At 45.3% G+C, this 22,266-nt stretch carries 19 protein-coding genes; all 19 read left to right on the top strand.

Annotated features, from left to right (window positions below; genetic code table 11):
- Positions 1–180: 180 nt before the first annotated feature.
- The 19 genes from K0O23_RS00315 (at position 181) to K0O23_RS00225 (ending at position 21,748) form a co-directional block, all read left to right on the top strand.
- Positions 181–444 carry a DUF4212 domain-containing protein gene (locus K0O23_RS00315; RefSeq protein ID WP_219875365.1) on the top strand — a complete coding sequence of 88 codons (264 nt, stop codon included), beginning with the start codon at positions 181–183 and terminating at the stop codon, positions 442–444.
- A gap of 29 nt (positions 445–473) precedes the next feature.
- The gene (locus tag K0O23_RS00310; protein WP_219875363.1) at positions 474–2,165 is read left to right on the top strand and encodes a sodium:solute symporter family protein; all 1,692 of its coding nucleotides are present in this window, start codon (positions 474–476) and stop codon (positions 2,163–2,165) included.
- A 157-nt stretch (positions 2,166–2,322) separates the two neighbouring features.
- Positions 2,323–4,236, top strand: coding sequence for an acetate--CoA ligase (acs, locus tag K0O23_RS00305; RefSeq protein WP_219875361.1), 1,914 nt, complete (start codon positions 2,323–2,325; stop codon positions 4,234–4,236).
- Positions 4,237–4,766: 530 nt separating this feature from the next.
- Positions 4,767–5,177, top strand: coding sequence for a cyclic nucleotide-binding domain-containing protein (locus K0O23_RS00300; protein ID WP_246596844.1), 411 nt, complete (start codon positions 4,767–4,769; stop codon positions 5,175–5,177).
- 123 nt (positions 5,178–5,300) lie between these two features.
- The gene (locus tag K0O23_RS20260) at positions 5,301–5,432 is read left to right on the top strand and encodes a hypothetical protein (RefSeq protein WP_262902602.1); all 132 of its coding nucleotides are present in this window, start codon (positions 5,301–5,303) and stop codon (positions 5,430–5,432) included.
- Between the two features lie 252 nt (positions 5,433–5,684).
- Complete coding sequence (locus K0O23_RS00290; RefSeq protein WP_219875359.1) at positions 5,685–6,356, top strand: TlpA family protein disulfide reductase; 672 nt, start codon at positions 5,685–5,687, stop codon at positions 6,354–6,356.
- 144 nt (positions 6,357–6,500) lie between these two features.
- Positions 6,501–7,007 carry a GNAT family N-acetyltransferase gene (locus K0O23_RS00285; protein WP_219875358.1) on the top strand — a complete coding sequence of 169 codons (507 nt, stop codon included), beginning with the start codon at positions 6,501–6,503 and terminating at the stop codon, positions 7,005–7,007.
- A gap of 47 nt (positions 7,008–7,054) precedes the next feature.
- On the top strand, positions 7,055–7,435 hold the full coding sequence (locus K0O23_RS00280) for a RidA family protein (RefSeq protein ID WP_219875356.1): 381 nt from the start codon (positions 7,055–7,057) through the stop codon (positions 7,433–7,435).
- 35 nt (positions 7,436–7,470) lie between these two features.
- Positions 7,471–7,800, top strand: coding sequence for a DUF1801 domain-containing protein (locus K0O23_RS00275; RefSeq protein ID WP_219875354.1), 330 nt, complete (start codon positions 7,471–7,473; stop codon positions 7,798–7,800).
- A 32-nt stretch (positions 7,801–7,832) separates the two neighbouring features.
- Positions 7,833–8,387 (top strand): NUDIX domain-containing protein, encoded by a 555-nt coding sequence (locus K0O23_RS00270; RefSeq protein WP_219875350.1) that lies wholly within the window; start codon positions 7,833–7,835, stop codon positions 8,385–8,387.
- Positions 8,388–9,099: 712 nt separating this feature from the next.
- Entirely contained in the window at positions 9,100–9,906 is an 807-nt protein-coding gene (locus K0O23_RS00265; RefSeq protein WP_246596843.1) for a lysophospholipid acyltransferase family protein, read from the top strand.
- Positions 9,848–10,135 carry an Asp-tRNA(Asn)/Glu-tRNA(Gln) amidotransferase subunit GatC gene (gene gatC / locus K0O23_RS00260; RefSeq protein WP_219875349.1) on the top strand — a complete coding sequence of 96 codons (288 nt, stop codon included), beginning with the start codon at positions 9,848–9,850 and terminating at the stop codon, positions 10,133–10,135. Before K0O23_RS00265 ends, gatC begins: the two co-directional genes overlap by 59 nt.
- Positions 10,136–10,150: 15 nt before the next feature.
- A complete protein-coding gene (locus K0O23_RS00255; RefSeq protein WP_219875347.1) occupies positions 10,151–13,192 on the top strand; it encodes a hypothetical protein in 3,042 nt (1,013 codons plus the stop codon).
- Between the two features lie 10 nt (positions 13,193–13,202).
- The gene (locus K0O23_RS00250; RefSeq protein WP_219875345.1) at positions 13,203–13,931 is read left to right on the top strand and encodes an ABC transporter ATP-binding protein; all 729 of its coding nucleotides are present in this window, start codon (positions 13,203–13,205) and stop codon (positions 13,929–13,931) included.
- Positions 13,932–14,483: a cob(I)yrinic acid a,c-diamide adenosyltransferase gene (locus K0O23_RS00245; protein WP_219875344.1), complete on the top strand. Its 552-nt coding sequence runs from the start codon at positions 13,932–13,934 to the stop codon at positions 14,481–14,483.
- A 30-nt stretch (positions 14,484–14,513) separates the two neighbouring features.
- Positions 14,514–15,587, top strand: coding sequence for a branched-chain amino acid aminotransferase (locus K0O23_RS00240; protein WP_219875753.1), 1,074 nt, complete (start codon positions 14,514–14,516; stop codon positions 15,585–15,587).
- A gap of 91 nt (positions 15,588–15,678) precedes the next feature.
- Positions 15,679–16,756, top strand: a protein-coding gene (prfB, locus tag K0O23_RS00235; RefSeq protein WP_219875343.1) for a peptide chain release factor 2 whose coding sequence is annotated in 2 segments (ribosomal slippage) — positions 15,679–15,738 and positions 15,740–16,756 — 1,077 coding nt in all. Because the reading frame shifts where the segments join, the coding sequence is not laid out codon by codon here.
- Positions 16,757–17,107: 351 nt separating this feature from the next.
- Entirely contained in the window at positions 17,108–20,275 is a 3,168-nt protein-coding gene (locus K0O23_RS00230) for a SusC/RagA family TonB-linked outer membrane protein (RefSeq protein WP_219875341.1), read from the top strand.
- Between the two features lie 18 nt (positions 20,276–20,293).
- Positions 20,294–21,748 carry a SusD/RagB family nutrient-binding outer membrane lipoprotein gene (locus K0O23_RS00225; RefSeq protein WP_219875339.1) on the top strand — a complete coding sequence of 485 codons (1,455 nt, stop codon included), beginning with the start codon at positions 20,294–20,296 and terminating at the stop codon, positions 21,746–21,748.
- Positions 21,749–22,266: the final 518 nt, after the last annotated feature.

Below are 22,266 nucleotides of genomic sequence, written 5' to 3'. Positions count from 1 at the left end.
GCCAAAAGGATTAAGCTGCAACAGGTTTGATTTATTGCTAGTTTGCTCTAGTTGTGCTAACTTACTATAACTGAGAGTCTGAAATTCTCACATTTTCAGCTTTTGATCCGGCTTTACCTGCTATCGAATGCAAAGCATAGGTGTCTCTAAAATTAACTAAGTATACATCAACTAATCCCAATGGAAAATAACAGAGCAAAAATGCACGAATACTGGCAACGCAATGTGCGCATCCTTCTCATCTTGCTGGGGCTTTGGTTTGCAGTATCCTATGTATTCGGTATCCTGCTTGTAGACCAACTTAACCAGATCAGGTTGGGTGGCTTTAAACTGGGCTTCTGGTTTGCACAGCAGGGTTCCATCTACTTTTTTGTGCTGATCATTTTTATCTATGTCTGGCTGATGAACAGGCTGGACAGGGAGTATGATGTAAATGAAGAATAGGCCAGGAGTGAGTTTAAAAGTATAAAGCAATGGATATCTTAACCTGGACTTACATTATTGTAGGCCTGACATTTGCCCTTTACATCGGTATCGCCATTTGGTCTCGGGCAGGCTCTACAAAAGAATTTTACGTAGCAGGTGGTAGCGTAAGCCCCCTGGCAAATGGTATGGCCACAGCCGCCGACTGGATGTCTGCTGCGTCCTTTATCTCTATGGCAGGCCTAATCTCCTTTATGGGCTACGACGGCTCTGTTTACCTGATGGGCTGGACCGGAGGTTACGTGCTGCTGGCGTTGCTCTTGGCCCCGTACCTGCGCAAATTCGGTAAGTTTACTGTACCCGATTTTGTTGGCGATCGCTACTACTCTAAAACTGCGCGTCTGGTGGCAGTGGTATGTGCTATCTTTATCTCTTTTACCTATGTTGCCGGACAGATGCGTGGGGTAGGTATTGTGTTCTCCCGTTTCCTGGAGGTGCAGATCGGTACAGGTGTAGTCATTGGTATGATCATCGTGTTGTTTTATGCTGTGTTGGGTGGTATGAAAGGCATTACTTATACCCAGGTGGCACAGTACTGCGTGTTGATCTTCGCTTACATGGTACCAGCTATTTTTATCTCTATGATGCTGACAGGCAACCCGATTCCACAGTTAGGTTTAGGCGGCACTTTACAGGATGGTACTTACCTGCTGGATAAATTGGATGGCCTGCTGACGGAACTTGGGTTTGCCGCTTATACGGATGGCAGCAAAGCAACTATTGATGTGTTCTTTATCACGGCTGCCCTTATGGTGGGTACGGCTGGTTTGCCGCATGTTATTGTTAGATTCTTTACCGTGCCTAGGGTTAAAGATGCTCGTAAGTCGGCGGGTTATGCGCTGGTGTTTATTGCCATACTTTATACTACAGCTCCTGCGGTAGGCGCTTTTGGTATGTACAATATGCTGAACACTACCGTAAACAAGCCCATCGATTCTATGCCACAATGGGTTAACAACTGGCAACAGACAAAGCTGATCGGTATTGATGATAAGAATGGCGACGGACGTGTACAGTATGTAAAAGATCCGGCCAGAAATGAGTTGATGATCGACAAAGACATTATGGTACTGGCTAACCCGGAGATTGCGAGACTGCCTAACTGGGTAATTGCTCTGGTAGCGGCAGGTGGCCTGGCAGCAGCGCTTTCTACTGCGGCAGGTCTGTTGCTGGTAATCTCTACGTCTATAGCCCACGATTTGCTTAAAAAATCTGTGATGCCAGCTATATCTGAAAAGCAGGAACTGATTGCCGCACGCATCGCAGCAACTATTGCCGTCGTAATTGCAGGTTACTTTGGTATCAATCCTCCGGGCTTTGTGGCTGAGGTGGTAGCTTTTGCCTTCGGTCTGGCAGCTGCGTCATTCTTCCCGGTTATCATTATGGGCATTTTCTCTACCCGTATGAACAAACAGGGAGCCATTTGGGGAATGGTAGTAGGTATGGTGTTCACTATCAGCTATATCTCATACTTCAAATTCGTAAACCCGGAGATAAACACTTCTGAGAACTGGTTTTTGAACATCTCTCCGGAAGGTATAGGCACCCTTGGTATGATACTTAATTTTATTGTATCTTTTACCATATCACGGTTCACACCAGCGCCCCCAGCACGTATTCAGGACCTGGTGGAGGATATCCGTATTCCGCGTGGAGCAGGTACTGCTACGATACATCATTAACGGTTAGTTGTTAATTGATGAATGACTGCCCTTGAAAAAGTATAAAGTCAGCACTGTTCCCAAGAGGGGTTAGGGATGGGTTAATCAACATCACCAAAAGTATAAGAGTATAAACTGACTAAACCGAAATCCAATACACATCTAAACCAACTAACCGATGACAAATTTTCAAGTCAAGACGTACGACGAATACCAGCAGGCTTACCAGCGTAGTTTAGAAGATCCGGAAAGCTTCTGGAGTGATATTGCGAGCACCTTTACCTGGCGCAAGAAGTGGAACACTACCCTGGAGTGGAACTTTGAGGAGCCTGACGTAAAATGGTTTAAGGGTGGTAAGTTAAACATCACGGAAAACTGCCTGGACCGCCATCTGAAAACGCGCGGTAACAAACTAGCCCTTATCTGGGAGCCTAACGACCCGAAAGAAAGATTTGTGCGCTATACGTATCGCGAACTGCACGAGAAAGTATGCCAGTTTGCCAATGTGCTGAAGAAAAACGGGGTGCAGAAAGGAGATCGTGTGTGCATCTATATGCCGATGATTCCGGAGCTGGCCTTCGCCGTGCTGGCCTGCGCCCGAATCGGCGCCATTCACTCTGTAATTTTCGCTGGTTTCTCGGCCGTAAGTATGGCTGACAGAATTAACGACGCCGGTGCTAAGATGGTGCTCACTTCGGATGGCCTGAACCGCGGAGCCAAGCAAATCCCTGTAAAGCGTGTGGTAGACGAAGCGCTGGAGACCTGCCCTACAATAGAGAAAGTTATCGTTGTAGAACGTTTGGGCTGGGCCGTGAATATGGTAGAAGGCCGGGATGTGTGGTATCACGACGAAGTAAAAGATGTAAGCAAAGAGTGCCCGGCAGAAATAATGGATGCAGAAGACATGTTGTTTATACTTTATACTTCAGGCTCGACGGGCAAACCAAAAGGCGTTGTGCATACTTGCGGTGGTTATATGGTATATGCAGAGTATAGTTTCAGAAACGTGTTCCAGTATGAAGAAAGCGATATTTACTGGTGTACCGCCGATATCGGCTGGATCACAGGCCACACCTATTTGCTGTACGGTCCGCTGCTGGCAGGCGCTACAACGCTGATGTTCGAGGGCGTGCCAACCTACCCGGATATGGGCCGCTTCTGGCAGGTGTGTGATAAGTTTGGCGTTACTATTTTCTATACAGCACCTACTGCCATTCGCTCACTAATGGGCGGCGATATTGATGACGTACTATCTTACAGCCTCGACTCGCTGCGCGTGCTGGGCTCGGTAGGAGAACCGATAAACGAGGAAGCCTGGCATTGGTACCACACCCACGTAGGTAAAGAACGCTGCCCGGTAGTAGATACATGGTGGCAAACCGAAACTGGTGGCATCATGATCTCTACGCTGGCTAATGTTACACCAATGAAACCAAGCCATGCCACACTGCCTTTACCAGGAGTGCATCCCATACTTGTAGACAGCGACGGAAAAGAGATCACCGAAAATGGCGTAGAGGGTCACCTTTGCATCAAGCATCCATGGCCAAGTATGATCCGGACCACCTACGGCGACCACGAACGCTGCCGCCTAAGCTACTTCTCTACTTACAAAGGTTTATACTTTACCGGCGACGGTGCCAAGCGCGACGAGAATGGCCTGTACCGCATTATCGGACGCGTTGACGACGTTATCAATGTGTCCGGTCACCGTTTTGGTACAGCTGAGATCGAAGAAGCTATCAACCACAACAACCATGTGATAGAGTCGGCAGTGGTGGGTTTTCCGCACGATGTAAAAGGCCAGGGAATTTACGCCTTTGTTATCTGCAAAGACAAACCGGAAAACGAAGAGTGGCTACGCGCAGAGATCATAGAAACAGTAGTGGAGAAAATCGGTAAAATTGCCAGACCGGATAAGATCCAGATCGTGAGCGGCCTGCCAAAAACCCGCTCCGGCAAGATCATGCGCCGTATCCTGCGCAAAGTAGCCGAGGGCGATGTGTCTAATTTAGGTGATACTTCTACTTTACTTGACCCTGCTGTAGTAGACGAGATTGTGGAGGGGTCCTTGAGCAAAGCAAAAGTTTAGTTGATTATAGTTTAGTTGATTGTTAAAAGTCCTGCTGCACCTGTAGCAGGACTTTTGTTTTACCTCACTGTCCTCTGGTCTTTTCTGGCGCCAGCATCCAGCTGGTGACGTTGGGTGTGTGCGAGTCTCCAGACTCGCTTTCTGCAGTACCGGGTCCAACCACCCCTGCCCCTCCTTAGCCAAGGTGGGGAGCCTGCTACTACGTTAGCAAAAGTATAAACTCTGAGCTTTTGCTTAGTCTCCCTTCCACCAAGATATTTCCAAGATGACAGAAAGGATTAGCTTCAACTATAGTGATGGAAGAAAGTGTAGTAAGAAAAACTCCCCTCCTTGGACTAGTGAGAACGGGAGTTCGAAACTAGCGAGCGTAGCTCTGAGGGGCAGGGGTGGTTGGACCAACAGCAACTATATAACTATTAGCCAGATTACAGCTGAGCCACAAGCTCTCTCCCATTTTTTGGGAAGACCGGCAATCAGCCTGTTGCAAAGCCACAGCCAAACCCGTAACTTAAAAGCTACAAACCACCGCTATGAAACCCTCCAACGCCATACAGGAACGGGTGCAGGAATTCCTGATCAAGTACCCGCAGTTTAACCTGGTAACGCCTGAAAAGCTGCAGCAACTGGCGGCGCAGGTGCGGGTTTTATACTTAGAGCCGGAGCAGGTGCTATTCTCGCAGGGCGACCCAAGGCACCCATACTTTTATGTGGTAAGGCAGGGGTCGGTAAGGTTACTGCAGCAAGATGAGTTGCAAGGGCAACGGCTGGTAGATATCTGTGACGAAGGAGATGTTTTTGGAGCACGTGCCTTGATCACAAAAAACAACTATGCCTCTACAGCCAAAGCAGCAGAAGAAACGCTGGTAAATGGAGTGCCCGTTGCACTATTCGAACCCATACTTCACGAGAACCCCGAAGTAGCCTTATACTTTGCAGCCTGATTTGCGGCGGGAGCATCGGTACAGCATGGCCGTATGCAAGAAACCAACCAAGCCCACCGCGGACTAAAGAGCCAGCTGGGTATGCCCTTGCCGCTGCACACCTAGAAACAGTATTTCTATAGCTTGATACACGAACCCACCGAAGCCCGTCACACCGCCCCCGGCGACGCCTTTACTACAGCCATACTTTTGTTAAAGCTGCTGGCCCTGGCTAAGAAACGGGTGATTAATACGGTGGGGGAGTTGGTGAGGTAGTGAAAATCCGATGATACTTTATATGTTTTTAAGTATATTCAAAAGTCAATAAGCATCAATGTTAACTATATCTGCTATGCAATTGAAAAGAGGTGTTCTAATTCTCGTGTTTTCAACAGTTGCGATGTTCACCTTGGCAATGATTGGATACTTTGGCCATCATTATAAATTCTCGGCGGTTACTATTTTATACTTTCTTTTAACATTATACTTTCTGGGGAGGCTGCAACTTTACAGGAAAAAGTATGGGTAATGTTCCTGATACTGCTTCCCCCGGCAGTTCTTTACCTGCCATTACACCTGACGAGTTTTGAAAGTACTCAGCTGTCAGTTCCAAGTTCTGCAGCACATCTTATTGGTATTGGTTCCGGCGCTTTAGTAAATGTATCAGGCAAATCCATCAAAATTGGTTTAGTAACCTCAGTGTTACTCCTGTGTATTTGGACTACATTAAAGGGATATGACCTTTGGCTTAACAAATTGAGTTTTGGCACATATACAGGTTCTGTTTCAGAGCAGCTGCCACAGTTTTCATTATCAGATTCAGAAGGTAATGTTATAACAAACAGTAGCTTTACTGAAAAACTTGTTGTACTGGATTTTTGGACTACAAGCTGTGGAATATGTTTTAAGAAGTTTCCTGTTTTACAGGAGAAAGCTAAAACTTACAGGAACCATCCTAAAGTTGAATTTTATGCTGTGAACATACCTGTACCAAGAGATACCTTAGGACAGGGACAAAGGACAATTGAGAATTTAGGTTACTCTTTTCCTAATTTATTCGCTAATGGAGAGGATGTAGCAAAAGCTTTTGGAGTAAGATTCTATCCTACAGTGCTTATACTTAAAAATGGAAATGAGATTGTCTATAGAGGTAGTATTGAGGGTATTGAAGATGAAATAGCCAATTATTTAGACTTATAAATGTACTTAAAGGGCCTCTATATAACTGTTTACCCTATAGAGCTCCCAAAATCATAACCAATGAACCTGCAAGTAACCGACTACATCGAAAAAGATGGAAAGCATAAAAAGTAATGGGAGCTATCCACCAGTTAATACATAAAAATGAGCCATATACTTGAAACTGAAAGGCTAAGGCTTCGTGAATTCACACTCCACGACACAGCATTTGTGCTAGAGCTTTTAAACAGCCCGGGGTGGTTGCAGTTTATCGGAGACAGAAACGTGAAAACAAAGGCACAGGCAAAAAGCTATCTCAAAAACGGCCCCCTGAAAAGTTACTGTGAGAATGGCTTCGGGTTATGGTTAGTTGAGAAAAAGGACGATAGCAAGGCAATAGGAATGTGTGGCATATTGAAGCGCGATACCCTGAAAAACCCGGATATTGGCTTTGCGTTTTTGCCCGGATTTGACGGCAAAGGCTACGCTTACGAATCCGCCACTGCAACAATGGCTTATGCAAATAACAAACTAAAACTACCAAGCATAGCGGCCATAACCATAGCTGAAAATGAAAGGTCGATCAGGCTTTTAGAGAAAATTGGCATGGCCTGTACCGGCACTGTTCGCTTAGCTGATGATCAGGATGAATTGCTTTTATACTGTAACTGATCAAGTATAACTCGTATCTGTTTTAGATTAGCTTTAAACTATAAATTATGTCAAGAAAAGCATTTAACGCAGAAGGGGCAGTAGCCGTAGGTCCGTATTCACACGCCGTAGAGGCCGGTGACTTTGTATACCTCTCCGGTCAAACACCAATTTATGCAGCAACCGGGAAACTGGTGGAAGGCGACATAGCTGCCCAAACGGAGCAATGTTTCAAAAACTTATTTACTGTGCTGGCTGCGGCAGGCTTAACGCCCGATGATGTGGTGAAGGTAAATGTGTTCCTGACGGACATGGCCAATTTCTCTGCCATGAACGCTGTGTACGAAAAGCAGTTCTCAGCCCCTTACCCGGCCCGTACAACCATAGGCGTGGCTTCGTTGCCTTTAGGTGCGCAGGTAGAACTGGAGATGATCGCTAAAAGAGGCTGATGCTATAGTTTATTTTGTATCTAAACCAAACATACATGAACCCGCAAGTAACCGATTACATAGAGAATGCCGGCAAGCAGAAAGAAATAATGGAAGCACTCAGGCAATTGATACATGAAACTGTGACAAATGTTACAGAGGACTTTAAGTGGAGCAGGCCTGTTTTTAAAGCTGCCAAAGACTTTGCTTATCTCAAATCAGCGAAAGCCTACGTAACGCTGGGTTTCTTCAACTTCCAGAAACTGAACGACGAGCAAAACTTGCTGGAAGGAACAGGCAAGGATATGCGCCACATCAAACTAAAGTCCGTTGCCGATATAGATAATGCCTTGCTTACAGAGTGGTTTATGGCTGCATCGTCTTAAGTATTATCTTTGCAGGCCAATAAACTGTAACTATGATCGACGAAACGCACAACCCCTGGACCACCCTGTCCAGCAAGGCTATTTACCAGAACCCCTGGATTGAAGTACGCGAAGACCAGGTGCTGAACCCGAAAGGCGGCGAAGGCATTTATGGCGTAGTAAGCTTTAAGAACAAAGCCATTGGTGTTATCCCCATTGATGACGAAGGTTATACTTATTTGGTAGGGCAATACCGTTATGCGCTAAATGAGTACAGCTGGGAAATACCAATGGGCGGAGGCCTCGTAGAAAACGACCTATTGGAGTCTGCGAAGCGTGAACTACAGGAAGAAACCGGCTTTACGGCTGCCAAATGGACTAATATCTGCAGGCTTCATACTTCCAATTCCGTTACCGACGAAGAAGGCTTTGTTTTCCTGGCGCAGGAGCTAACCGCCGGCGAAACCGCTTTTGAGGAAACCGAAGAGCTGCACATTAAACGCGTGCCATTTTCAGAAGCCGTACGCATGGCCATGAACAACGAAATAACCGATGCCATTAGCGTAGCTGGTATACTTAAAGCCGCTTTTATACTTGGTATTAAATAGGGTTTACCCCATTCAAACCGTCCCCTTTTGTCGAGGGTCCCAACCTCCAAAACAGGGGAAAGAGTCCGGTCACTACGTTAAATTCCCTCCTTGAGGAAGGTAGGGAGGTGTTTTATAGTTGGTTATTCAACATCCCCCTTCGCCCCTCCCGAATCAAGTTCGGGAGGGGCGACTTCAAAGTCATGGACTCCGAACTGGATTCGGAGGGGGACTTTCCGCTAAGGCTATGGTAAGTATAATTGTTTGATAGTTACAGTCTATGAGCGGACAGGTCGCGACCTGTCCCTACGAAAATACAAACGCGAAAAATCTCGAAGCTTGACGCTCCAAATTATAAATGGAGGTAGCTATGAGAAAGATATCAGTCTTGAGGTTGAGCGCCTCGAGAGGTTCCGGTGCCGTAAGGCATGGCGACGTAGGAGCCAAGGAAGCGAAAGCAGCGCGATGCCTCAAGACGGGGCCTTGCGGCCCTTGAGCAAGCCCAGTTAACTATAAAACATTAGGTTAATAGCACTGAGTATGAAAGCCAACTATAAGACAATAGCTTGATTCGATTAGTTATCAAAGTTAACGATAGAACTAACATCAATAAAACAACAGAACATACATAAAACTATACCACGCAGCAACACAATACGTTATTGAATTATTCTGAAACTGCATTGGTTCTTGAGGAGTTGAACAATAAGGGAATATTATTACATTTGAGTGCATGAAAGCGATTAAATACCTCTCCCAAAGACTGTATGCAACCTGGTGCTGCACCTGGTTCATAGTGCCGTTTGTAATTACATACCCGGCACAGGCAATCCTTATCCAGAAAGAGAAGTGGTATAAGCACGTGCACGGCATCAACAGAGTATGGTCTACAGTATTTCTGCGCATGTTTATGGCACCGCTTATAGTAGAGTGGCGCATGAAGTTCAACCCGAAGCAACAGTATATTTTTACGCCCAACCATAGTTCTTACCTCGACATCCCGATGATGCTGCATTCCATCCCCGGATTTCTTAACTTTGTAGGGAAAAGCTCTCTGACGAAGGTGCCTTTGTGGGGACAAGTATACAGCAAACTGTATATCTCCGTAGACCGTAAAAGCGCTGTAAGTAGTGCTAAGAGTTATATTAAGTCGGTTAAAACGCTGGAGCAGGGCCGTAACCTGGTTATTTTTCCGGAGGGCACGATTCCGCCTACAGCCGGGGAGCAGTTACTGCCTTTTAAAGACGGGCCATTTAAGCTGGCCATCGAAAAACAGCTGCCGGTTGTGCCGGTAACTATGCCTTACAACCAGCACTTTTTACCCGACCTGGACGGCAAGCTGAAAATAAGGTGGCATCCGCTTAAAATAGTGTTCCATGAGCCTATTGAAACTAAAGGGATGACACAAGCAGACCTGCCATTATTAAAGGAGCGGGTTTTCAACATAATTCAAACAGAAGTAACGAAACATATAAAGACCGATGTCAACAGATATTCAGACTATCAGAAAATTAGCGCACTTAGCAAGGCTGGAGTTTAACGAGGAAAAAGAGCAGGAAGTGCTGCAGGACCTGAACAAGATCCTGAACTGGGTAGACCAGTTGCGCGAACTGGACACAGAGAACGTAGAGCCGCTTACGCACATGTCTGAAGAAGTGAATGTATTGCGCGAAGATGTAGCTCAAAATACCATCACACACGAACAGGCATTACTGAATGCCCCTAAAAAAGACTCGGATTATTTCAGAGTGCCAAAAGTGCTAGAATAGTCTGCTGACTTACCTATGAGCAAAATCAAATTCTGGAAAGGCTGGGATACTGACACCAAGTATCCCTATCTTTTTTTATTGCTGCTGAGCCTGCTGGCGCTGGCAATAGGCGTATTTTATTACTTTGCAGGAGAGGACCAAGCCTACGGTTGGGACAAGATAACAGACCTGCAGGTAGTGCCTGTTCCGGTGCACGAAGTATCACGTTTGCTCGAGAACTTTACGCTATCAGCAGACGGCTATCTGCTTTTTGAGCAGTACGACGTAACCCTTCCAACAATTAACACCACGGCTGCCACCCTGTTTTTGGGCTTTATTGCCCTTAGCATTGCCTTCTATGCTGCTGCCATCAGCACCATGAAGCGTATTCCGTACTTTGTGGGCATGTTGTTGCTTATGCTGTTTCTGGCCAGTTTTTACTTCGATGAGCTTAGTATATTTGGTTCTGGTGCCAGCCAGACGGCCTTACTGGTAAGTATAATTCTCCTGGCTCTTGGCAGCTATGCTTTCCAGGCATTCCTACCGCAAACCAGGTTTTCGCTGCGCTTGCTGGCCATGCTGGGTATTGTGGGTATACTTGGCGTACTGTTTTACACAGAAGCTGATTTCTCGGCAGAGTTGGTAACACTGCACCTGGTAAACTACAGCAGCATCGGTACCCTTATTGTAACGCTGCTGTTTATGGTGTGGGTGTCTTATGAAAACGTAAATGCATTGCTATGGATAAATACGCAAAGTAAGACGCCGGAACGCCGTTTTAGCATGTGGCAGTTTATACTTGTAACCGTGCTTTACCTACTTAACCTTCTGCTGCTGTATTTGCGCCACATCGGGTACCTGCATGCCGACCTGCTCTATATAAACGCTTATGTTGTCCTGTTGCTGTCGGCGGTGGCTGGTTTCTGGGGTATGCGCCAGCGTGAGGCTTACTATAAAAAAATATTCCTTTTCAGGCCGACAGGTGCTGTTTTGTACCTGGTGTTTGCCACCATTGCCTTTGCAAGTATAGGCTATGCCTTTGCCACTGCCAACGACACCTACATTGCCCTTTTCCGCGATCTTATAGTATACACGCACCTGGCTTTTGGCTTTGTGTTCTTTATCTACATCATGATAAACTTCGGAAGGCTGATAGAACAGCGCCTGCCGGTTTATAAAGTGGTGTATGAACCCAAAAACCTGTCGATGTTTTCATTCTTTATGATGGGGCTTATACTTTGTGCCATACTTATCGTGCGCACCCAGTATCGCTCTTACATGTATGCGCAGGCTGGTTACTACAATTATCTCGGCGACCTGTACACAGCATCCGGCAACGATATTCTGGCAGAGCCTTACTACATGGAAAGCGACCTGTATGACGTAAATAACGTGAAGGCAAATTACAGCCTGTCTGGTTTGTACCGCAAAACAAATCAGCGCAACAATGAGATACTGCGTCTGAAAGATGCGTTGTTTAAACGGCCTAACCCGAAACTGTATGTACGTTTAGCTAACCTTTACGACGACAAACGCTATTTTTTCGAGAAGCTTTATGTATTGCAGGAGGGGATCTCTAAATTTCCGGAAAGTGCCGAAATCTATAATAACCTGGCCTTGATGTATGCCCAGACCAACGTGCAGGACAGCACCGAGTTCTACTTTAACCTTGCCCAGGAACATACTTCTGATAAAGACTTTATTTACAGCAACAGGTTGGCTTACTATACCAGGCAGGCCATGCTGGAGCCAGCCCAGGCCCTACTGGACCAATCGATTAAAGGAAAGTATAAAACCCTGCGCAGCAACACAGCAGTGCTAAGACAACTACTGGGCATGGAGCCCCGTGAGAAAGAAGCTTACATGCCCGATTCGCTTGAAAGCATAGAAGACCTTACATTATTTTATAACCAGACCATCAGCAGGCTAAAGTCAGGTGATACAGCCAGAATAGAACCTATAAACCGGTACCTGTCTTCGCCGGGCAACCAGATGTTCTTTGAGGACCTGTTCTACCTGAAAGGTCTGGTGCACCATTATAACGGCCGCCCAAGAGAGGGCAGGAGGCTGCTGGAGAACCTGGCATTACAGGCCGAGGCCAAAAGTGGTTATTATAACTATGCGCTGGGGTTATGGATGATGGAGGAAAAAAATTACAGAGCCGCCGCCTCATATTTTAAAAGATCAAAGGACAACGGGTACCAGAATGCTTTTTTGGCGCACGGTTATGCGCTGGCACTGGCTAATCAGCCGCAACAAGCCATAGAGGCCTTGCAGGAAGTAGGTTACACCGAAAACCAGGATGCCATTGCCATAGCCCAGGACCTGATGGCTGTGCTGGACCAAAACACACAGACCATTGTGGCAGCGGTACCAGATAAAGATAAAGTACAGTACATGCTCACGTTTCTGCCTCAGCTTACCAGCCAGGAAGTAAATGCGTTGGTACAGGCCGTGCAGGATAAAGACCTGAACCGCCACGCGCTGGTAGCACGCGTAGATTATCTGATAGGGAAAAAACGCTGGAAAGAAGCCTATGATGCCATACAGGATGCGTCTTCAAAATTGCAGCCAGAAGGCGAGCTCCGTTCCAGGTTAAACCTGCAGCAGTTGCGCCTGTGGTTGTATACCGGTAAGTATGATGTACTGCTTTCCAGGATGGGCCAGTTGTATCTTACGGATAGAGACAAACGGCAGCATTTATACTTTAAGGCAAAAGTGGCTGAGGCCAGGGGCCGAAACGAGGAAGCAGCCAGCAGGTACAATCAAGCGCTGAAAATGCTTATGTATGATGAGGAAGTAGTACTGGCCGCTGCGGAATACTTTAACAAGCATGAGCCTAAAACAGAAAAGGCATATAATATTTTGCTGAGCGGTATCACGTATAACCCTTATGCGGCAGAACTACACAAAGCTTATGCGCTCGAAAGTATAGAATTAGGCCTATACAGCTACGCTGACGAGGCTAAAGAGACGCTTGAAAGCTTGCTTCCGGCCTCAGAATACACTACATTTATACAGAAATTAGACAAAAAGCGCCAGGAGGCAGAATTGCGCGCCGACGACTGGCAACTATGAAATTAGCTGTATGAGCGTTATCATCGAGACTCACGATATCTCAAAGGTTTACAGAATGGGAGCCGAAACCATTCATGCCCTTAAATCTGTGTCTATCAAAATAAGCAAAGGCGAATATGTGGCCTTTATGGGGCCATCAGGTTCCGGTAAATCCACGCTGATGAATATAATCGGCTGCCTGGATACGCCTACCGGCGGACAGTATATCCTGAACGGGCAGGACGTAAGCAACATGACAGACAACGAGCTGGCAGAGGTGCGCAACAAAGAGATCGGCTTCGTATTCCAGACATTTAACCTGCTGCCACGGCAATCGTCATTAGAAAATGTGGCCCTGCCCCTGATCTATGCCGGCTACAGCAAAAGCAAACGCACGGAAAAAGCCCAATTGGCTCTGGAAAGTGTAGGTTTAGGTAACCGTGGCAAGCATAAACCAAACGAGCTGTCGGGTGGTCAGCGCCAGCGTGTGGCTATTGCCCGTGCTTTAATAAACGACCCAAGCATTATACTTGCCGACGAACCCACAGGTAACCTCGACTCCAAAACATCTTACGAGATCATGGAGTTGTTCGAAAACCTGCATTCAAAAGGCAATACCATTATCATGGTAACGCACGAGGAGGATATTGCCCGTTATGCGCACCGTATTGTACGCCTCCGCGATGGTCTGATCGAGTCCGATATTATGAATCAGGATATAGTAACGGCATCCAGGTTACAATCCGAACATTCAAGCTAAATGAAGATCTATACAAAAACAGGCGACAAAGGGACTACTGCACTCATTGGAGGCACCCGTGTGTCCAAAGCTGATTTACGGATAGAGGTGTATGGCACTGTAGATGAGTTAAACTCCTATATTGGCCTGGTGCGCGATCAGGAAGTGAATAGGTTAAGAGCAGATATACTTAAAGAAATACAGGACAGGCTATTTACAATTGGCTCTACGTTAGCCACTGACCCGGACAAGAATATAAAAATGGCAACTCCGGACCTGCACGAAGAAGATATAACGCTGCTGGAACAGGAAATAGACAAATACACTGCTGAAGTGCCTCCGTTACGTGCTTTTGTGTTGCCGGGCGGGCATCAGTCGGTGTCGTTTTGCCATGTGGCCCGTTGCGTTTGCCGGCGTGCCGAAAGGCTGGCCATAAGCCTGCAGCAAACAACAGAAGTGGATAACCTTGTTATAAAATATTTGAACAGATTATCTGACTATCTGTTTGCACTTTGCCGTAAAATGACGCAGGAACTCGGTGCCGAAGAAATATCCTGGAAGCCTCGCGTCTAATACTTAATGAAGGAACCAAACAAATCTACTATGTCTTTAGATATGCTAACGATACCAGCCGAGTGCGTTACCCAATCCCGCATTTCGGAACTGGACTATAACAACATCGAATTCGGAAAAATATTTTCGGACCACATGCTGGTGGTTGACTATAAAGACGGAGCCTGGCAAACACCCCAAATCGTGCCCTACGGCAACATGTCCTTAAGCCCGGCAACATCAGCCATTCATTACGGGCAATCCATATTTGAAGGCATGAAAGCCTATAAGTCAGCTGATGGGGATATTTTGCTTTACCGCCCACTGGATAACTTTAAGCGACTGAACATCTCTGCAGAGCGCATGTGTATGCCAGAGCTGCCCGAAGATATCTTTATGCAGGGCCTGGAGCAATTGTTAAAGCTGGATGCTGCCTGGGTACCGCCAACATCAGGCTGTGCGCTGTACATCCGTCCGTTTATGTTCGCTACCGATGATTTTATCGGAGTGCGTCCATCATCTAGTTACAGGTTTGTTATTTTCTCCTGCCCGGTAGGTGCTTACTATGGTCAGCCGCTTAAAGTAGCCATAGAGCCTCATTATGTGCGTTCAGCAGAAGGTGGAGCAGGTTATGCCAAGGCAGCCGGCAACTATGGTGCTGCCCTGTATCCGGCCCGTAAAATGCAGGACAGAGGTTACCACCAGCTTATCTGGACAGACGCTAAGGAGCATAAGTATATCGAAGAATCGGGTACAATGAATCTGATGTTTGTGATAGACGGAAAACTGATAACCCCTCCGGCCAGCACAACCATACTTAAAGGCATTACCAGAGACAGCGTGCTGCAACTGGCACGTGATATGGGCCATACAGTAGAGGAACGCAAAATATCTGTTGATGAGATTGTAGAAGCGTATAAAGCCGGCAAGTTACAGGAAGCCTTTGGCACAGGTACTGCCGCCACTATAGCCCAGATTGCCACTATCCATTACAATGATACTGACATGGAACTGCCGGCAATAGAGAACCGCGAAATATCTAACAGAGTAGCTACAGAGCTTGATAAGATTAAAACAGGCGAGTTGCCTGACCCTCATAACTGGGTTTACCGCATCAGCCTGTAACCTATTAAGTATAAAGTAAAATGCTGAAGTATGGCCAAGAGTTTATACTTCAGCATTTTGTTGTTTAAAACAAAGTATAACCGCATAGCTAATGACAACTGAGCAAGTAAAAGAGTTGAAGGCCAGAGTAGAGGCCTTGAGGAGGTACCTTTGACTACGAAACCAAAAAAGAGCAGGTAGCCGAGATAGAAGAACGCACAACTGCCCCAAACTTCTGGGACGATCCTAAAGAAGCAGAAAAAATACTGAAAGAAGTTAAGTCCATTAAAGTATGGACGGATCATTATGATGAAGTAGAGAAAGCTGTTTCGGACTTTGAGGTTTTGTTCGACTTCCACAAAGAGGGCGACGTATCAGAAGAGGACATACAGGTAGAGTATAAAAAGGCATTAGCGGCTGTAGAAGGGCTTGAGTTTAAGCGTATGCTAAGCGGCGAAGAAGACCAACTGAGTGCTATACTTGAAATTAACCCCGGTGCTGGCGGCACCGAAAGCCAGGACTGGGCCGAAATGCTGATGCGCATGTACATTATGTGGGCCGAGTCGCATAAGTTTGGTGTAAAGCAGATAAACTATAACGCCGGCGAAGGAGCAGGTATAAAATCAGCCACGCTGGAGATAACCGGCGATTTTGCCTATGGTTATCTAAAGTCTGAAATAGGAGTGCATCGTTTGGTGCGCATATCTCCATTCGACTCCGGTGGGCGTCGTCATACTTCATTTGCCTCGGTATTTGCTTACCCTGTGGTAGACGATACCATTAACATTGAAGTAAACCCCAGCGACATTGAGTGGGATACGTACCGGGCAGGTGGTGCCGGTGGGCAGAACGTGAACAAAGTAGAGACAGCTGTTCGCCTGAAACATAAACCAACCGGTATTGTGATCGAGTGTCAGATCGAGCGTTCGCAGCTGATGAACAAAGAGCACGCCATACGGATGCTTAAGTCGAGGCTTTACCAGATAGAAATGGAGAAGCGCAACGAGGAACGGGATCGCATTGAAAGCACCAAAAAACGTATCGACTTCGGCTCTCAGATACGTAATTATGTGCTGCACCCATACAAGCTTGTAAAAGACATTCGGACCGGGGTCGAACGCTCTGATGTGCAAAACGTGTTAGATGGGGACCTGGACGAGTATATCAAAGCTTTCCTGATGCAGGCTTAAAATTATTTTTTAATTTGTAATGCAGCGGGGGCTACTACTTTTTGTGGTAGCCCCCGCTGCATTGTTGTGCTGTGGCCACAGGTAAGAGGGAAGTATAATTTTCACTTTAATTGTTAACTGGTGTTCTATTGCACTTGTAAAGGCGTGTTTTATCATAAAGGGAAAGATGTAAGTAGTACTATTTTTATATAGCTAAAATGTTTTGAATATGTAACTTATTGATATATAATTATATATACCATAATATATTGTACGTTTTATATGCTTTTTGATAACTTATAAAACAACCTTTTTATGACCGGTATCCGTAAAACCACATTGATATGTTGTATTATTTAAAAATATATTGGTATGAAAAAAGGTCTACTACTAACCTTTTTGTTGGCGATACTATTGTCGATAGAAGGTTTTTCACAAACAACTCAGACCATAAAGGGTCAAGTGACTGATGCTGGTACAGGCCAGGCATTGCCAGGAGTTGCTGTGATTGTGAAAGGTACTACAACAGGTACTACAACTGGAGCAAATGGCGAATATGCCTTAGAGGTTCCTATTCCTGTAAACACAAAGGTTCTTCAGTTCAGGTTTATTGGTTATGGGGTCGTAGAGCGTGCCATAGGCAGTACGACTACCGTAGATGCACAGCTAAGTGTTGATACTAAGCAGTTAAGTGAGGTTGTTGTAACCGCATTTGGTATTGAGCGAGAAGAGAAAGCCCTTAGCTACTCTGTGCAGCAGGTAACTGGCGAAGAAGTTAACAGGGCAAATCAACCTAACGTGACTAACGCGATACAGGGTAAAGTTGCCGGGGTGATTGTTCGACAGTCGAGTGGCTTGCCAGGTGCTTCTTCTACAATCACGATTCGCGGTAACCGTTCTTTTACTGGAAACAACCAGCCACTGTATGTTGTGGATGGTATGCCTATAGAAAGTAATGCAAGCTTTGCAGGTGGTGTGAGTGGCACTGATGCTTCTGCGCGAGCACTTGATATTAACCCTAATGACATAGAATCAATTTCTGTGCTGAAAGGTGGCGCGGCGGCCAACCTTTATGGTATTCGCGCTGCTAATGGAGTGGTAGTTATCACAACAAAAAAAGGTAGAGGAGTCTCTCCGGATGAAAGAGCAAGAATAACCTTTACATCTGATTACTCTTTAGACAGGGTATCAAGGCTTCCGGATTTGCAGAGTACTTATGCCCAAGGCTCAGGGGGAAGATACAACAACACAACATCTCTTTCATGGGGACCAAGAATATCCGATTTAGGCACAATCGAAAATGTGCTTGGCGAGCAGGTGCAAGCCCAGGTATACGATAACGTAGATCCTTTCTTTGAGTCAGGCCATACCTGGACTAATAGCGTTTCGCTTGCCAACAACGGGCAGATAGGAAACTACGCTGTAACACTAGGTTACACAGACCAGAAAGGTATTATACCTACAACAGGTATGGAGCGCTTTAACGGTAAGGTTGGTGGCGACTTTAGAGTAGGAGAAAAAGTAACTATAGGTGCCTCAATAAATTATTCTGATATTCATATTGATAAAGTGCCGGGTGGTTCTAACTTGTCAAACCCGCTCTTTACACTTTATGCAGCTCCCAGAACTTTTGATTTGTGGGGATTACCTTTTGCAAACCCTAATAATCCATTTGAACAAATCAACTACCGTGGCGCAATAGATAACCCAAGGTGGGCACTGGCCAACAACAGGTTTTATGAAGACACAAGACGTGCGATCAGCTCAGCAAATATAAGCTTTAAGCCGCTCGATTGGATTAACATAAATTATAGATTAGGCGGAGACTTTTTCATAACAGACGGTAAAGAAATATACGAACTTGGCTCTGGCCAAACAGGTGGTTTTTCAAGACCTCCTGCAGGCGGTCAGATCAATGACTATGCCTTTATACAGAATCAAATTAACTCAAACTTATCTGTTAGTTTAAACCGTGACTTAACTGAAGACTTAACCGGTACTTTGCTCATAGGCAACGAGATCTATAACATCTGGAACCGCTTGATCACCAACAATGGTTTCGGTATTGCTCAGGGCGGTTTTGGTAACATTAGCAATACTACCGTTCAAACAACTTCAGAAACGATAACTGAAAGAAGAGTGGCAGGATTTTACGCTAACGCAGAATTAGCGTTTAAAAACTTTCTGTTCCTGAATGCTTCAGCCCGTCAGGATTACGTTTCTAACCTTGCAAGAGATAATCGCGACTTCTTCTATCCAGCTATTGGTGTTGGCTTTGCTTTCACAGATGCTTTCGATATCGGAACAGATGTGCTGAACTTTGGTAAGATAAGAGCTTCCTACGCAGAAGCAGGACAGGCTCCTGATCAGGCCTTTATTACCAGAAACATATTTGTACAGGGTGGTGCAGGGTCAGGCTTCCTAAATGATGACATCCAGTTTCCGTTTAACAGCCGCATTGGTTACACATTAAGCGATGTATTCCGTACCAGAGACCTGCGTCCGCAAAACACTAGAACCATTGAGGTTGGTGGTGACTTCAGGTTCTTCGACAACAGACTTTCTTTTGATTATACTTACTACGTTCAAAATACAGAAGATCAGATTTTTGCAGTGCCAATATCTCCTTCTTCTGGCTTCACCTCTGAATTCCGAAATGCCGGTGAGTTAGAAACCAGTGGGCATGAATTAATTGCTACTGTAGTTCCTTTAAAGTTTGAAGACTTCGAATGGGCCATTACTACTAACTTCAGCTCTTTTGAAAACGAAGTGAAGTCACTTGCGCCTGGTGTTGAGAATATCTTCCTGGGTGGTTTTGTTACTCCAAACATTCGAGCAGAGGCCGGGGCAGAATATCCTATTATATTCGGTACTTCGTTCGTTCGGGATGATGCCGGCAATATAGTGGTAGATAGCCGTGAGACAGTAGCTGGCAGGGCTAACCCTTTTTATGGTATGCCATTGGTTGGGCCAGCACAAAATATTGGTAGTGTGCAGCCGGATTTTGAGATGACGTTTACTAATACAATAACCTTTAAAGGCTTTAGCCTGGCTGCGCAATTGGACTGGAGAAAAGGAGGTAACATGTATGCCGGTAATACCCGACTATTGAAGTTATACGGTATGGCTGAAATAACTGAAGACCGTGAAACTCCTAAGATTTTTGGAGGCTCCAAAGGGTTTTTTGATGCCGACGGTAACCTGGTATTAGAAGGAGAAAATGACATTGCTATACAGCAGGGCCAGGTTTTCTGGCAAAATGCTATGGACGCGATAACAGAGTCAAATATTTACTCAACTAGCTTTGTGCGGCTTAGAGAAGTTGCGTTAAATTATACGCTGCCTACCACTTTGCTGGAGGGCACCTTTATCAAAAGTGCTTCTGTTGTGCTAACAGGACGTAACTTATTCCTGATTACAGATTATCCAAACTTTGACCCAGAGACAAACGTGGGTGGTTCTGGTAACTTCCAAGGAATAGAATACGTGACACTGCCACAAACGAGAAGTTTTGGTGCCGGTATAAGAGTAACATTTTAACTGAAGGAGACTACGAATATGAAAAAGTATAAATTTTTACATTTCCTCCTGGCAGTAGGACTAGTGATAGGTAGCTCTGCCTGTGATGAGGATACATTAGATGAGATAGATACCAATCCGAACAGCCCGGAAGATGTATCAGTAAGTTTATTGATGCCACAGGTTACAATGGCTGTGCCTACAGCTGTTACAGGCGTAGATTTAGGCTGGTATTCTTCTGTATTTGTTCAGCATACCGCAGGGGTTCACGCACAGTTACAATCTGCAGACCGCCGCTCAGGGCTAGAGGATGCTACATTAGTAAATAACGTCTGGACCAGTATTTATGCGCTTGTACTTCCTGACCTGGATGCAATAATCAGGAAAGGATCTACAGGAGGACAGGAAGAAGGTAACTGGACACATGTTGGTATTGCGAAAGTTTTAAAAGCCTATACATTGGCAGTGGCTACCGATACCTGGGGACCAGTTCCGGCAAGCCAGGCAGGCCAGGGTATAGAGAACAGACAGCCGGCATTTGACGCACAAGAGCAGGTTTATGCACAAGTACAAACGCTGCTGGATGAAGCTATTGCTGATTTAGCTAAACAAGCTGCAACAAACCCGGGCGCACAAGACTTTATTTACAATGGTAACGCAGCAAGATGGACGAAAGCAGCTTACTCACTTAAAGCCAGGTATTGGATGAGACTATCAAACGTAAATCCAAATGCTGCTCAAAATGCGCTTGCTGCAGCTGCACAAGGCTTTGAGAGTGCAGCAGACAATTTTACCTTTAACAGGTATGTTGCATCTGCCATTGGTGAGCACCCTTGGTTTCAGGAGCTAAACGATAGAAGCCACCATGCCGTAAGCGAATCCTTTGTAGAGACCCTACAGGAATTGAGTGATCCTCGTTTACCTTTAATGGTTGCGCCAGCACCTGTCCCAGGTGCAATTAAAGGTGCACCAAACGCTACACTAACGAACGATCAGAGAAACAGAGAATTTTCTGATGTTACTACGTTGGTGCTTAATCCCACTTCTCCTATGCCATTAATGACTTATGATGAGTTAAAACTGATTGAGGCGGAGGCACACTTGAAAATGGGAAATACAGCGGATGCATTTACTGCTTACCAGACTGGAATTCGGGCTGCCATGAGACGCCAGGTAAACGCGACTGATGCTACCATTGATGCTTACTTGGCAAGTTTAGCGCTGCCGCAGTCTGGTAGTGCCTTAACCTTAGAGAATATTATTCGCCAAAAGTGGATTGCTTTCTTCTATTTCCAGCCATTTGAGGCATACAATGACTGGAGAAGAACAGGCTTTCCAGAATTTATTGACGAACACCCGATTTCTCCACCACCTGTTCGCTTTCCGTACCCGCAGTCAGAAATTGATGCGAATGATGCCAATGTACCAAATATTAGAGGAAACCAGATATTTACCAATCCAATTTGGTGGGTAGATGGTGAAAGAGAAGTATAAAAGTTAAATAGCTTTATAGCAAAGGGTCCTGGTAATTAGATTACCGGGACCCTTTTTGTTTGAATTGGATAAATTATAATTGAAGTTAAATGAAATTAGAATAACCTAAATTTAGTGATGAATTATATTATCTTCTGTAGGTGCAAAAAGTGTATTATATAGAGGTTAGTAATAGCTCGTTTTATTATAATATTTAAGTAAAAAACGCTTAAATAGCTGTTTAAACATTGATTTTTAGATAAATTTATTTTCATCTTACTATTGCTTTTGAAAGAAAAGCTGGATATTATTGGTCACTGAATAGGAGCTCTGTTGACTGAAGAGTTGTTGCGAAATTGAATTTTAAGCCTCCTGTTCCCTTTCATTTACCTATTAATGCCATGTCTGTTGTATAGCAGGGCATATTTTAATTCATTTAAACTTTTTTGCTATTAAAAACAGAAAGAGCCTATGCCCTTTCTGTAACGCTGGTATACAGTTGTTTTGAGCCCCAAAAAAGCTCACAGGCTTTATATTGC

Source organism: Pontibacter aydingkolensis (assembly GCF_019443125.1).
Lineage (GTDB): Bacteria > Bacteroidota > Bacteroidia > Cytophagales > Hymenobacteraceae > Pontibacter > Pontibacter aydingkolensis.
Note: the sequence above shows the minus strand (reverse complement) of the source record. Positions and strands in the feature narration are given on the sequence as shown.

Coding starts and splice junctions, on each gene's coding strand:
- K0O23_RS00315 (WP_219875365.1), top strand. CDS start 181: ATGGAAAATAACAGAGCAAAAATGCACGAATACTGGCAACGCAATGTG.
- K0O23_RS00310 (WP_219875363.1), top strand. CDS start 474: ATGGATATCTTAACCTGGACTTACATTATTGTAGGCCTGACATTTGCC.
- acs (WP_219875361.1), top strand. CDS start 2,323: ATGACAAATTTTCAAGTCAAGACGTACGACGAATACCAGCAGGCTTAC.
- K0O23_RS00300 (WP_246596844.1), top strand. CDS start 4,767: ATGAAACCCTCCAACGCCATACAGGAACGGGTGCAGGAATTCCTGATC.
- K0O23_RS00290 (WP_219875359.1), top strand. CDS start 5,685: ATGTTCCTGATACTGCTTCCCCCGGCAGTTCTTTACCTGCCATTACAC.
- K0O23_RS00285 (WP_219875358.1), top strand. CDS start 6,501: ATGAGCCATATACTTGAAACTGAAAGGCTAAGGCTTCGTGAATTCACA.
- K0O23_RS00280 (WP_219875356.1), top strand. CDS start 7,055: ATGTCAAGAAAAGCATTTAACGCAGAAGGGGCAGTAGCCGTAGGTCCG.
- K0O23_RS00275 (WP_219875354.1), top strand. CDS start 7,471: ATGAACCCGCAAGTAACCGATTACATAGAGAATGCCGGCAAGCAGAAA.
- K0O23_RS00270 (WP_219875350.1), top strand. CDS start 7,833: ATGATCGACGAAACGCACAACCCCTGGACCACCCTGTCCAGCAAGGCT.
- K0O23_RS00265 (WP_246596843.1), top strand. CDS start 9,100: ATGAAAGCGATTAAATACCTCTCCCAAAGACTGTATGCAACCTGGTGC.
- gatC (WP_219875349.1), top strand. CDS start 9,848: ATGTCAACAGATATTCAGACTATCAGAAAATTAGCGCACTTAGCAAGG.
- K0O23_RS00255 (WP_219875347.1), top strand. CDS start 10,151: ATGAGCAAAATCAAATTCTGGAAAGGCTGGGATACTGACACCAAGTAT.
- K0O23_RS00250 (WP_219875345.1), top strand. CDS start 13,203: ATGAGCGTTATCATCGAGACTCACGATATCTCAAAGGTTTACAGAATG.
- K0O23_RS00245 (WP_219875344.1), top strand. CDS start 13,932: ATGAAGATCTATACAAAAACAGGCGACAAAGGGACTACTGCACTCATT.
- K0O23_RS00240 (WP_219875753.1), top strand. CDS start 14,514: ATGTCTTTAGATATGCTAACGATACCAGCCGAGTGCGTTACCCAATCC.
- K0O23_RS00230 (WP_219875341.1), top strand. CDS start 17,108: ATGAAAAAAGGTCTACTACTAACCTTTTTGTTGGCGATACTATTGTCG.
- K0O23_RS00225 (WP_219875339.1), top strand. CDS start 20,294: ATGAAAAAGTATAAATTTTTACATTTCCTCCTGGCAGTAGGACTAGTG.